Source organism: Desulfovibrio desulfuricans, assembly GCF_004801255.1.
GTDB lineage: Bacteria > Desulfobacterota > Desulfovibrionia > Desulfovibrionales > Desulfovibrionaceae > Desulfovibrio > Desulfovibrio desulfuricans_C.
In genome coordinates this window covers 451,562-464,031 of sequence record NZ_CP036295.1, presented here as the reverse complement: position 1 = coordinate 464,031, position 12,470 = coordinate 451,562, and the positions used below count along the sequence as shown (strand labels likewise).

The following is a 12,470-nucleotide window of genomic DNA, read 5'->3' as shown; positions in this document are numbered from 1 at the left end:
ATGATCCAACTGAAAGCACGCCTGGCTCTTGAACTGCCCGGCATCAACCGCGCCCTGGACCGGGCGGTGGATACCCTGCCGGAACCGGTGCGGCCTGTAGCCCGCCATATTTTTGATGCGGGCGGCAAGCGCCTGCGCCCCCTGCTTACTGTGCTTACGTCGCGCCTCATGGGCAACGAACGCAAGGGCATACAGGATCTGGCCATCACGCTGGAAATGCTGCACGCCGCCACACTGCTGCACGACGATGTGCTCGACAATGCCGTAAGCCGCAGGGGCAAACCCGCAGCGCATACGCTTTTTGATGTTTCGAGCGTCATCCTTGCGGGCGACGCCCTGCTGGCCGGGGCCAACGCTCTGGTAGCCAGCCACGGCGACACCCGCCTGACCCGCTGCTTTTCAGAAGCGACCAGCCGCACCGCTGCGGGCGAGATACTTGAAATCGCGGCCCAGGGGCGCGTGGATTCGACCAGCGCCGACTACGAAGAAATGGTGCGCGGCAAAACTGCCTGGCTCATACGCGCCGCCTGCGAAATGGGCGCTCTCGCTGCTGGGGCCGATGACGCCTCTGTAGCCGCTGCCGCCACCTACGGCGAAAATCTCGGCATGGCCTTTCAGATGGTGGACGACGCCCTTGATTTTGCGCCCGAAAGCGTCACCGGCAAACCCACCGGCGGCGACGTGCGCGAGGGCAAGCTTACGCCGCCCCTGCGCCTGTACCGCGACAGCCTGACTGCCGAGGAGCGCAGCGCCTTTGACGCCGCCTTTTGCGCCGGGCTCATGACGGAGGCCGACGCCGCAGACATTGCCGAGCGTATCCGGCAGGCGGGCCATGACAATGCCGTGCGCCGTCAGGCCGATGAATTTCTTGACGCGGCCAGGCAGGCATTGGAAACTCTGCCTGACAGGCCCGAACGCGAGCTTATGCGCCAGATGGCCGACTACGTGCGCGACAGAAAAAAGTAAGCAGCCAAACCAAGAGGAATGCAAACCATGCTCTATAGGGTGGAAACCGGCCCCCGCGCCGGACTTGACGATACCCAGGGCCGCAAGACGGCCCAGCACCTGCGCAAGGCGCTGAATATTTCTGTTTCCGGCGTCCGCCAGATCAAGGTTTTTACGGTGGACGGCCTTGATGCCGCGCAGGTGGCCCGTCTGCTGGACGAAAGCATCTGGCACGACCCCATTCTGCAGGAGGCCTCGCTCGAACCACTGCCCCTGCTCGACCCTGCGGCAGACTGGTTTGTGGAAGTGGGCTTTCGCCCCGGCGTGACCGACAACGAGGCCCGCACAGCGCGCGACACCGCCGCCATGGTGCTGGACATTCCGCGCGACAGCCTGCGCGTGTACACTGCGGTGCAGTACCGCATCAGCAGCGACACGGCAGCGCCCCTGACCCGCGAGCAGGTGGACATGCTGGCCCGCGACCTTTTGTGCAACACGCTCATTCAGCGCTACCGCATCAAGAGCCGTGAGGAATGGGACGCCAGGCCGGGCTTTGAGGCTCAGGCCGCCAAGGTTACGGGCGAGGTCAACGCAACCGTCGACACCATCGCCCTTTCGGCCATGGACGACGAGTCCCTGACCAAGGCCAGCCGCGAAAATACCTGGGCGCTCAACCTCAAGGAGCTGCACAGCATCCGCGAGCAGTTTACCGCGCACGACGAAGCCGACCGCCGCAAGACCCTCGGCCTGCCCGCCGACCCCACGGATGTGGAAATGGAAGTGCTGGCCCAGACCTGGTCGGAGCACTGCAAGCACAAAATTTTTGCCTCGCGCATCAACTATACCGACGCCGCCACGGGCCATACCGAGGTTGTGGACAACCTCTACAAAACCTGCATCCGCGACGCCACGGCCACCCTGCGCGAACGCATGGGTGAAAACGACTACTGCAAGTCCGTCTTCAAGGACAACGCGGGCGTTATAGCCTTTATCAACGGCTACGACGCCTGCATCAAGGTTGAGACCCACAACAGCCCCTCTGCGCTCGACCCTTACGGCGGCGCGCTTACAGGCATCGTGGGCGTCAACCGCGACCCCATGGGCACCGGCATGGGCGCGGAGCTCGTGTGCAATACGGACGTGTTCTGCTTTGCCTCGCCCTTCCACGACAAAAACCTGCCCCCGCGCCTGCTGCACCCCCGCCGCGTGCTGGAAGGCGTGCGCGAAGGCGTGGAGCACGGCGGCAACAAGTCGGGCATCCCCACGGTCAACGGTTCACTTGTTTTTGACGAGCGCTACCTCGGCAAGCCGCTGGTGTATTGCGGCACGGTGGGCATTCTCCCCGCCGAAATCCACGGCCGCCCCGGCTGGTTCAAGAAGGCCGAGGAGGGCGACTACATCGTCATGACCGGCGGCCGCATCGGCAAGGACGGCATCCACGGCGCGACCTTCTCTTCTGAAGAGCTGCACGAGGGTTCGCCCGCCACTGCCGTGCAGATCGGCGACCCCATCACCCAGCGCAAGATGTACGACTTTATCATGCGCGCCCGCGACATGGGGCTGTACCACGCCATCACCGACAACGGCGCTGGCGGTCTTTCCTCCTCCGTGGGCGAAATGGCCGAAGACACGGGCGGCTGCGTGCTCGACATAGCCAAGGCCCCGCTGAAGTACGACGGCCTGCGCCCCTGGGAAATTCTGCTCTCCGAAGCGCAGGAGCGCATGACCCTGGCCGTGCCCCAGGAAAAGCTCGACGAATTCATGGCCCTTGCGGCCCGCATGGATGTGGAGGCCACGGCCCTTGGCCAGTTCACCACTACCGGCTACTTTGAGGTGCGCTACCACGACCGCGTCATTGCCTCCATGCCCATGGACTTCATGCACGACGGCGTGCCCCAGCTTGAGCTGGATGCGGAATGGAAGGCCCCGGAGACCACCGACATTGCCGTTGACGTGGCGGCAGTGGACCAGACCGCCTTTTTGCAGCGCATGCTTGGCACGCTCAACATCTGCTCCAAGGAATACATCATCCGCCAGTACGACCACGAAGTACGCGGCGGCAGCGTGATAAAGCCCCTTGTGGGCGTCAAGCGCGACGGCCCGGCAGACGCGGGCGTCATCCGCCCCCTGCTCGAATCGGACGCAGGCCTTGTGATTTCGCACGGCATTTGCCCCAAGTTCAGCGATTACGACACGTACTGGATGATGGCCAACGCCATGGACGAAGCCATCCGCAACGCCGTGGCCGTGGGCGCGGATCCCGACGCCCTTGCCGGCGTGGACAACTTCTGCTGGTGCGACCCGGTGGTCAGCCCCTCCAACCCCGACGGCCGTTACAAACTGGCCCAGCTGGTACGCGCCTGCCGCGCCCTGCAGCAGTTCTCGCTGGCCTTTGGCGTGCCCTGCATATCGGGCAAAGACTCCATGAAAAACGACTACACCGGCGGCGGCGAGCGTATTTCCATTCCGCCCACGGTATTGTTCTCCATCATGGGTGTTATCCGCAACGTCACTGCCACCCAGACCTCTGACTTCAAGCAGCCCGGCGACGCCATCTACGTGCTGGGCGGCACCTGGCGCGAAATGGCGGGCAGCGAAGCCGCCACCGAGCTGGGCCTCAAGGGCGGTCGCGTCCCCCATGTGGACGCATTCAACGCCATGCTGCGCTACCGCGCGGTCAGCGCCCTCATGGGGCAGCGCGCCTTTTCGGCTTGCCACGACTGCTCTGACGGCGGTCTGGCCGTAGCTATCGCCGAGATGTGCATCGGCGGCCGCCTGGGCGCGGAAATTGACCTCGACGCAGTGCCCGCCCTGGACGCCATGAACGTGACCGAACTGCTGTACAGCGAAAGCGCCAGCCGACTGGTGGTCAGCCTCAAGCCCGACCTGGCCATGATACTCGACGCACTGGGCCAGTGGCAGATATGCGCCCGCATCGGCACGGTCACCGGCACCGGCCAGCTGAGCATGAAGTCCGGCGACAGCGCGATCGTCAACGCCCCGGTGGAAGACCTGGCCCGCGCCTTTAAAAGGACGCTGGACTGGTAACCCCCGTCCCCCGCAACTGACTGTCAGGGCAGGCGGCCGCAAGGCTGCCTGCCTTTTTTTGCTGCGCATTTTGCCAGCGACGCTGCACCTCACCGGCATTTTAGCCCCTGATTTTACCATTCTTTATTGATTTTTTGCCCCAGGCCGCCAAGATGGATTTTGCGCGTCGGGCAGGCGTCGATTACCTACTTTTGCGCTCATTTTTTGATAATCTCTAGACAATTTTTTGTTTAACATACTGATTTAAAAAGATTTATCTGTTTGACAGCGGGCTTTTATTTGCTGTATAGTGCCTTAACAAAGAACAGGCATTCCCCTGGGGAACCGATGGACGTAAAGCGCAAGGCGCGCTTGCTGACATCATTGTAAGGTTTCTGGGGTCAGAACCGCGGGCGCGGTTCGCCCGGCAATTTCGCTGGCCAGCCTCGAACACTAACAAAGGAACGATCATGAAGTATTCACGCTGGCCATTAGTGCTGGCGGCCATAGCCTTATGTTTGCTTGTGGCCTCCCCCATGAACGCCGACGCGGCTTCACAAAGCGCTCCCTCTGATCAAAAGCATTCGAACGCTACCCCCCACGCCGCCAAAAAGTCTTCCGGCGACACTGAAACTCGCAAATCCAAACGCGAAAAATCCAGTGACAAGTCTGCCTCTTCGCACAGCTCGCGCTCCAAGCGCGATAAAGCTGAATCGCGCTCCAAATCCAAGTCCAAGTCTTCGGCCAAAGAGTCCGCTTCCATTGAAAGTGAACGACGGGACAGCACCGACAGCCGCGATATCTGGATGAAGCGTGCCCAGGAGAGCGAAATCATGTCCGGCAAAGCCTCGTGGTACGGACGCGATTTTCACGGCGGCTCCACCGCCAGCGGGCTTGATTACGACATGTACACCTTCACCGCCGCGCACCGCACCCTGCCCATGGGCACGGTTGTTCGCGTCACCGACCAGCAGAACGGCAAAAGCGTCATGGTCTGCGTGACGGACAGAGGCCCCTTTGTGCGCGGGCGCATCATTGACCTTTCGTTCGCAGCCGCGCAGCAGATCGACATTGACGATCGGGGCATCAGCCGCGTTCAGCTGGAAGTTGTCAGTGATGAAAGCGGCACGCCGCTCAAGCCTGACGAAGCTTTTTTTGTGCGCTACAACGCCGCACAGGGCGACGAAAGAATCGGCCCCTTCCGCGCCTTTGCGGATGCAGCCGCCATGCATGAAGCACTGCGCCAGGTTCACCCCGAGGCCGAAGTGGTCATGGACCAGTCCAAGTAGCAGCACCGCAAGCCGCGCGATACCTGCGGCCTCTGGGCTGATTCTGCACGATTTCCTTTTTCTGACAGCCCAAAAACGTCCCCGGCAACACCGGGGACGTTTTTTTGCGCCCTGCGGGCTTGCCTAGCTGTTCCTTCCCCGGTATGAAATTTGTTTGCATTTCCCCCCCCAGGAAGGATGTCATGGGTTTTTTCTACAGTATTATATCTTCTGCAGCTTTTGGCCTGATCCCGCTATTTACGCTGCCGCTCATGCACGTTGGCGTTGCCGGCGCCACTGCCCTGTTCTACCGTTTTGCCATTGCCGCAGTGGTTCTGGGCATTGTTCTTGCCCTGCGCGGCGAGTGCTTTCGCACGCGGGTCATTGACCTGTGCAAGCTTGCGGGCATGAGTTTTATGTACACCATGGCGGCCCTGCTGTTTTTCTGGGGCTTCAAGTACATGCCCAGCGGGGTTGTGGCCACCATACAGTTTACCTACCCGGTCATGGTCATGCTGATCATGACGTTTTTTTACCACGAGCGGTTCTCGTGGATAACGGCTGCTTCCATCATGCTGGCCATTGTGGGCGTATACCTGCTCTGCGGCGGCACAGGCAGCGACATGGGCAGCAATATGGGCGGCGCAGGCCTATTGGCCGTGGCCTTGCTGCTGCTCTCCGCCCTGTGCAACGCCATATACATTACGGGCATCTACGCCGCGCGCATTCCCAATATGAGCGGCCTGGTGATGACCTTTTACGTGCTGGCCTTCAGCACGGTCATATCGGGCGGCAACGCCGTTTTTTCCGGTTCGTTTCAGGTGCTGCATTCGTGGTGGGAGCTGCTGCTCGCAACCCTGCTGGCGGTTGTTACGGCGGTTGTTTCCAACCTCACGCTCATTCTGGCCATTCAGCGCATCGGCTCCACGCTTACGTCCATTATGGGCGTCATGGAACCAGTCACAGCCGTGGCTGTGGGCATTCTGGTGTTCCACGAGCCTTTCAGCCTGTCGCTGGTGGCCGGTGTGGCCCTTATTGCCGCCTCGGTTGTGCTGGTAATGCTGGGCAAACAGATAACGGCCTTTTTGCAGCGCCGCAAACCCGCATAAAAAAACGCGGCAAGTCTGGCCTGCCGCGTCCCGCTGTTTGTCCAGAGTAATGCTACTGCCCTGAAGGTTCGTCCCCCAAAGCACGCCAGCAATCCGGTATAGCTCATAACCCTGAGTTTGCCCTGCCCTGCGGCCCGCAGCACCTGCGGCGCGCCGTGCTGACCTGTGGTTTCTACAGCCTGAAGCTGCGTGTCAAAGTACCTGCCTCAAGCGTTTTTTACTACCCAGTCGCTCAGCCTGCCTATGGTTGCTTTCATTTCGCTCCTGAATGCCTAGAACTGGTAAGATAAAAATATAAAAAGCCGCCCACATCTCCATGGGCGGCCTTTATCATCGAAGTCTGGAGGGATTGTTACAGCCGCTCCACAACCTTGTCGCCCATTTCCTTGCAGCCCAGCAGGGATTTGCCCGGTTCCATGATGTCGCCGGTGCGGAATCCGTCAGCCAGAGTCTTGCGCACCGCGGCTTCTATGGCGTCGGCCTCCTTGCCCATGTCAAAACCGAGGCGCAGCATCATGGCCCCGGAAAGGATAGTGGCAAGGGGATTGGCCTTGTTCTGCCCCGCGATGTCGGGGGCGGAGCCATGTATGGGCTCAAACAGGCCGGGGCCGGACGCGCCCATGGAGGCCGAAGGCAGCATGCCCAGCGAGCCGGTGATGACCGAAGCCTCGTCGGACAGGATGTCGCCAAAAATATTGCCCGTAAGGATAACGTCAAACTGCGAAGGGTCGCGCACAAGCTGCATGGCGGCATTGTCCACGTACATGTGGGTCAGCTCCACATCGGCGTACTGCCGGTGCGTCTCGAGCACCACTTCTTTCCACAGGCGCGAGGTTTCAAGCACGTTGCTTTTTTCCACAGAGCACACCTTGCCCCGGCGTTTACGCGCCGTTTCAAAGGCCACTGTGGCGATGCGCCGGATTTCTTCCTCGTTGTAGACCATGGTGTTGTAGCCGGTGCGCAGGCCTTCGCGCATTTCCTGACCGCGCGGCTCGCCAAAATAGATGTCGCCGGTCAGCTCGCGCACAACCACAAGGTCGAGGCCCCTGGCGGCGATGTCGGCCCGCAGCAGGCATGCGCCTGCAAGCTCGGGCAGCAGCATGGCCGGGCGCAGGTTGGCAAACAGCGCAAGCTCCTTGCGGATGCGCAGCAGGCCTTTTTCCGGCCTTTTTTCGGGCGCGAGAGAATCCCACTTGGGCCCGCCCACAGCCGCCAGAAACACCGCGTCGGCCTTGCGGCACATGCGCACGGTTTCTTCGGGCAGGGGATCGCCGGTGGCGTCGATGGCCGCGCCGCCGATATGCGCCGTGTCAAAAACAAAGTCGTGGCTGAACTTTTCAGCGGCGGCCTTGAGAACCTTAACACCCTCGGCCAGAATTTCCGGGCCGATGCCGTCGCCCGGCAAAAGGCAGATGGTCTTTTTCATGGTAGATCCTTGAACTCAATTCTTTCTGTGAATGCTTTGTTCGTAATTATCCGCTGACCAGCTACTTGGTTAAACTGGATTTTTGTTCTCTGGCAAGGAAGATAATCCATTTTTACGCAGGGAATGTGCTCTTAAGTGCTCGACCGGGGTAAAAAGGATTATCTAACGCAGCCAGGGGGCAAAAGGCCAATTTAGGCCAAGCGTTCCTTGACGTAGCCGACCAGCCCCCCCTTGTCGAGAATGGCCGCCATGGATTTGGGCAGCGGGGGACAGGTGATCTGCACGCCGTTGGTCAGGTCGCGGATGACGCCGGTGACGGCGTCGATTTCCAGCTCGTCGCCGTCGTTGATCTTGTCCACATCGTCGCCCACTTCCATGAGCAGCAGGCCCATGTTGAACGAATTGCGGTAAAAGATGCGCGCAAAACTGTGGCCGATAACCACCTGCATGCCCGCGCCAAGGATGGCTATGGGCGCGTGCTCGCGTGACGAGCCGCAGCCAAAGTTGCGGCCCGCGACCATGATGTCGCCGGGGGTTACGCGCTTGACCCAGTCGGGCTCAAGGCCGGACATACAGTTTTCACCCAGTTTTTTGGCGTCGGTGGTGACCAGAAAACGCGCGGGGATAATGGCATCCGTATCGATATGTTCGCCCACCTTATGGGCCTTACCCTTGTAATTCATTGGGTTGTCCTTCTTTATCTGCGCCGGGGCCAATGGCCGCAGGCAAATGCTGTTTTTGTGCTGCTACAGCTGGTCCGGCCCGGCCACGCAACCCGCAATGGCCGAAGCGGCAGCCACCACGGGGCTTGCCAGATATACCTCAGAGCTCAGGCTGCCCATGCGACCCTTGAAATTGCGGTTGGTGGTGGCCACGGCGCGCTCGCCGTCGCCCAGAATGCCCATGTGGCCGCCAAGGCAGGGGCCGCAGGTGCATGGGCCGACCACGCAGCCGGATTCCATGAAGGTTTCAATCAGGCCTTCCTTGAGGCACTGCTTCCAAACGGTGGGCGTGGAGGGCAGCACAATGCAGCGCAGGTGCTTGGCCACCTTGCGGCCCCGCAGCACTTCGGCGGCGGCGCGCATGTCGCTGATGCGGCCGTTGGTGCAGGAGCCGATGACCACCTGCTGGATGGGCGTGTCGCGCACAGCAGAAACGGGCTTGACGTTTGACGGCAGGTGCGGGCAGGCCACCACAGGCTCCTTGCCGGTGACGTCGATATTGACCACGCGCTCGTACGCAGCGCCGGGGTCGGCGGCCAGATCCTGGGTCAGGCCGGGGCGGTTGTGCTCGGCGCAGTAGGCGCGGGTTTTGGCGTCCACCGCAAACAGCCCCACCTTGCCGCCCGCCTCGATAGCCATGTTGGCCATGCTCAGGCGGCCTTCGATCGAAAGGTCTTCAACAACGGAGCCGCCGAATTCCAGCGCCTTGTACAACGCGCCGTCCACGCCAATGGCGCCGATGAGCATCAGTATAAGGTCTTTGCCGCACAGCCACTTGGGCATCTGGCCGTCAATATTCACGCGGATGGTGGAAGGAACCTTGAACCAGGTTTCGCCCAGGGCCATGGCTGCGGCGATGTCGGTTGAGCCCATGCCGGTGGCAAAAGCGCCGATGCCGCCGTAGGTGCAGGTGTGGCTGTCTGCGCCAATAACCACGTCGCCGGGGCCCACAAGGCCCTGCTCGGGCAGCAGGGTGTGCTCCACGCCGCAGTCGCCGCCCTCGTAATAGTGGGTGATGTTCTGCTCTTGGGCAAACTTGCGCGTCACCATCACCTGATTGGCGGAATCAATATCTTTTTGCGGCGTAAAGTGGTCCATGACCAGAGCAATCTTGTCTTTGTCAAAAACCTTTTTCGCGCCCATCCCATTAAAGGATTTGATGGCAAGCGGTCCGGTGATGTCGTTGGCAAGCACCAACGACACGCGGCACTGAACAATCTGGCCGTCCTGTTCCACGACTTCGTCTGTGTGGGCTTGCAAAATTTTTTGCGCAAGCGTCTGTGGCATGGTCTACTCCTTTCATCCTGAGCTTCACCGAGGGGGGCGCGGCGAGTGCGGTGGTTCTGTGATGCGCGGTGTCGCCATCGCGCTAGTAGTTAAAAAAAACTATGCTGCGGGCTGGCAGTGCGCCCGCTGGCCGCACGGGGCCGGGCCGTTTCTCTGGAGCGGGCCGGGGATCCTGAAGGAGCCCGCCCGCCAGACCAGAGGAGCGGCGGCTAATCGTGCTGGCAGTGCAGGCGGGGGCCTTCCTGCTCTTTTTTAAACAGGTGGTTGAGGGCGTTGACGTAGGCGCGGGCGCTGGCCACAAAAATATCGGGGTGCGTACCACGCCCCACGGCGCTGACCTCGCCCTCGCGCAGGCGTACGGTTACTTCGCCCTGTGCGTCGGTGCCGCCGGTGATGGCGTTGATGGCGTACTGCTCAAGCTCGGGCTGGCGGCCCACCATGTCGGCTATCACGTTGAACAGCGCGTCCACCGGGCCAACGCCAAAGCCCGCGCCGCTGCTCTCTATGCCCTTGATGTCCATGATGACGGCAGCCGTGGGCGGCACGCCGCCCGTATCGGAGCTCTGCACGCTCACATGCCGCAGGCGGAAGAGATCGGGCAGGCGGTACACTTCCTCCTGCACAAGGGCCATAAGGTCGTCGTCGTGCAGGGTCTTTTTGCGGTCGGCCAGCTGCTTGACTGCTTCAAATACGAGGTTGAGCTGGTCTTCGTCCAGCTTGTAGCCCATGCTTTCAAACTTGTTGCGCACGGCGTTGCGGCCCGAGTGCTTGCCGATGACAAGGTTGCTCTCGGTACGGCCCACTGACTGCGGGGTCATGATTTCGTAAGTTTCGCGATTTTTGAGCATGCCGTCCTGGTGGATGCCCGACTCGTGCGCAAAGGCGTTGGCGCCCACGATGGCCTTGTTGTTGGCAATGGGCTGACCAATGGTCATGGAGAGCAGGCGGGACGAGGGGTAGAGCTGCTCGGTCACGATGTTGTGCTCAAGCTTGAAGTAATCGTGGCGCACGCGCAGGTTCATGACTACTTCTTCAAGCGCGGCGTTGCCCGCGCGCTCGCCGATACCGCACAGCGTCACCTCGGCCTGACGCACGCCCACGCGGAAGGCGGCCAGCGTATTGGCCACGGCAAGCCCAAGGTCGTTGTGGCAGTGCACGCTGAAGATGGCCTTGTCGCTGTTGGGCGTGTTTTTGATCACATGGTCGAGGAGGGCTGCGTATTCTTCGGGCACGGCGTAGCCCACGGTATCAGGCAGGTTGATGGTGGTGGCTCCGGCCTTGATGGCGGCCTCGACCACGCGGCAGGCAAAATCGCCCTCGGTGCGCGAAAAATCCTCAAGGGAAAATTCCACGTTGCTGGTATATGCGGCGCAGCGTTTGACGCCCTCGACGATCATTTTAAGGACGTCTTCGGGATCTTTGCGCAGCTTGTGCTTCATGTGCAGGGGCGAGGTGGACAAAAAGACATGGATGCGGGGATTTTTGGCCACTTTCACGGCCTCCCAGCATCGGTCGATATCGTTGGCCACGCAACGGGCAAGCCCCGCCACCTGGATATCCCCGGCCTGAGCGGCTATGCGCTGCACAGATTCAAAATCGCCGGGGCTGGAGGCAGGAAAACCCGCTTCCATAATGTCCACGCCCAGCACTTCAAGCTGGTGCGCGACACGCAGTTTTTCCTGCAAATTCATGGTGGCGCCCGGCGACTGCTCGCCATCGCGCAAGGTGGTGTCGAAAAAATAGACGCGGTTGTTCATGACTGACTCCTCTGGTTCTGACAAAGATGGCTATATCTTGCATAACGGCCACCGTAAAGGGCGGCTGTCCAGGGAGCGTCTTCCGCCCTTAGGGGGCGGCGAACCGTTACGCAACCTCAATCGCTCTGGGGCGATAGGGCGCGTAGTAGCTGACGATTGCGGCGGGGAAGAATAACGAAGGTGTAAAGAACGCCGCCAACGATGTAGACGGCGCAAAGCACAAAGCCCATAACGCGCGGAAAGGAAATGACCGTTCCGAGCACAAGCAAAAAGCAGAGCATGGTGCGGATGGGATGGGCGCGCAGAAAATCGTATTCCTTAAAGGAAAAATAACGCACCTTGCTGACCATCAACACCCCTACGCCAATGGCGAGCACAAGGGTCATGTAGGGCAATGCGCCCTGCATGAAGTCAGGAAAATGCGCAGCGCAAAACACAAAGGTAACAACGGTGCAGCCGCCCGCGGGGATGGGCAGACCAATAAAAAAGCGTTTGCCCACAGCAGCCGTGCTCACGTTAAAGCGCGCAAGGCGCAACGCGCCGCATGCCGCGTAAATAAAGGCAGCGGCGATGCCCACGCGCCCAAGGGCCGAGAGCTGCCACTGCCACATGAGCATGGCGGGGGCAATGCCAAAGGCCACGAGGTCTGAGAGGGAATCGTACTGGACGCCAAATTCGCTGGCGGTATTGGTAAGCCGCGCCACCTTGCCGTCCAGACCGTCCATGACAGCCGAGAGCAGAATGGCAAAACAGGCCGACTCAAAACGCCCCTGCACAGCCCACACCATGGACAAAAAGCCAAGAAACATGCTCAGCGTCGTGATCATGTTCGGCAGGAGGTATACTCCTTTGCGCGGCTTTTTAACTTCGGGGGCCATTGTTCACCATCTTTTATAACTGCCGCCCTGCTGCGGCTTTGCGGGCAGGGG

At 60.8% G+C, this 12,470-nt stretch carries 9 protein-coding genes; 4 read left to right on the top strand and 5 right to left on the bottom strand.

The genetic code is table 11. The annotated features are described in order from the left end of the window. From DDIC_RS01815 to DDIC_RS01800, 4 genes are all read left to right on the top strand, one after another. Positions 1 to 966, top strand: coding sequence for a polyprenyl synthetase family protein (locus DDIC_RS01815; RefSeq protein ID WP_136398871.1), 966 nt, complete (start codon positions 1 to 3; stop codon positions 964 to 966). A 27-nt stretch (positions 967 to 993) separates the two neighbouring features. Further along, positions 994 to 3,993, top strand: a complete 3,000-nt coding sequence (locus tag DDIC_RS01810) for an AIR synthase-related protein (RefSeq protein WP_136398870.1) — start codon at positions 994 to 996, stop codon at positions 3,991 to 3,993. Between the two features lie 449 nt (positions 3,994 to 4,442). Further along, complete coding sequence (locus DDIC_RS01805; RefSeq protein ID WP_136398869.1) at positions 4,443 to 5,261, top strand: septal ring lytic transglycosylase RlpA family protein; 819 nt, start codon at positions 4,443 to 4,445, stop codon at positions 5,259 to 5,261. 182 nt (positions 5,262 to 5,443) lie between these two features. Continuing rightward, positions 5,444 to 6,349: a DMT family transporter gene (locus tag DDIC_RS01800; RefSeq protein ID WP_136398868.1), complete on the top strand. Its 906-nt coding sequence runs from the start codon at positions 5,444 to 5,446 to the stop codon at positions 6,347 to 6,349. A gap of 352 nt (positions 6,350 to 6,701) precedes the next feature. Here the strand turns inward: DDIC_RS01800 and leuB are convergent, their stop codons facing one another. From leuB to pssA, 5 genes are all read right to left on the bottom strand, one after another. After that, positions 6,702 to 7,775 (bottom strand): 3-isopropylmalate dehydrogenase, encoded by a 1,074-nt coding sequence (leuB, locus tag DDIC_RS01795; protein WP_136398867.1) that lies wholly within the window; start codon positions 7,773 to 7,775, stop codon positions 6,702 to 6,704. Between the two features lie 191 nt (positions 7,776 to 7,966). Continuing rightward, positions 7,967 to 8,458 (bottom strand): 3-isopropylmalate dehydratase small subunit, encoded by a 492-nt coding sequence (locus DDIC_RS01790; protein ID WP_136398866.1) that lies wholly within the window; start codon positions 8,456 to 8,458, stop codon positions 7,967 to 7,969. A gap of 63 nt (positions 8,459 to 8,521) precedes the next feature. Beyond that, positions 8,522 to 9,784 (bottom strand): 3-isopropylmalate dehydratase large subunit, encoded by a 1,263-nt coding sequence (gene leuC / locus DDIC_RS01785; protein ID WP_136398865.1) that lies wholly within the window; start codon positions 9,782 to 9,784, stop codon positions 8,522 to 8,524. Positions 9,785 to 9,993: 209 nt separating this feature from the next. Then, positions 9,994 to 11,541, bottom strand: coding sequence for a 2-isopropylmalate synthase (locus DDIC_RS01780; protein WP_136398864.1), 1,548 nt, complete (start codon positions 11,539 to 11,541; stop codon positions 9,994 to 9,996). Between the two features lie 116 nt (positions 11,542 to 11,657). After that, positions 11,658 to 12,419 carry a CDP-diacylglycerol--serine O-phosphatidyltransferase gene (gene pssA / locus DDIC_RS01775; protein ID WP_136398863.1) on the bottom strand — a complete coding sequence of 254 codons (762 nt, stop codon included), beginning with the start codon at positions 12,417 to 12,419 and terminating at the stop codon, positions 11,658 to 11,660. Between the last annotated feature and the right edge of the window lie 51 nt (positions 12,420 to 12,470).

Excerpts from the sequence above, each read along its gene's own strand:
- DDIC_RS01810 (WP_136398870.1), top strand. The coding sequence starts at position 994 with ATGCTCTATAGGGTGGAAACCGGCCCCCGCGCCGGACTTGACGATACC.
- leuC (WP_136398865.1), bottom strand. The coding sequence starts at position 9,784 with ATGCCACAGACGCTTGCGCAAAAAATTTTGCAAGCCCACACAGACGAA.
- DDIC_RS01790 (WP_136398866.1), bottom strand. The coding sequence starts at position 8,458 with ATGAATTACAAGGGTAAGGCCCATAAGGTGGGCGAACATATCGATACG.
- DDIC_RS01780 (WP_136398864.1), bottom strand. The coding sequence starts at position 11,541 with ATGAACAACCGCGTCTATTTTTTCGACACCACCTTGCGCGATGGCGAG.
- DDIC_RS01805 (WP_136398869.1), top strand. The coding sequence starts at position 4,443 with ATGAAGTATTCACGCTGGCCATTAGTGCTGGCGGCCATAGCCTTATGT.
- leuB (WP_136398867.1), bottom strand. The coding sequence starts at position 7,775 with ATGAAAAAGACCATCTGCCTTTTGCCGGGCGACGGCATCGGCCCGGAA.
- pssA (WP_136398863.1), bottom strand. The coding sequence starts at position 12,419 with ATGGCCCCCGAAGTTAAAAAGCCGCGCAAAGGAGTATACCTCCTGCCG.
- DDIC_RS01800 (WP_136398868.1), top strand. The coding sequence starts at position 5,444 with ATGGGTTTTTTCTACAGTATTATATCTTCTGCAGCTTTTGGCCTGATC.
- DDIC_RS01815 (WP_136398871.1), top strand. The coding sequence starts at position 1 with ATGATCCAACTGAAAGCACGCCTGGCTCTTGAACTGCCCGGCATCAAC.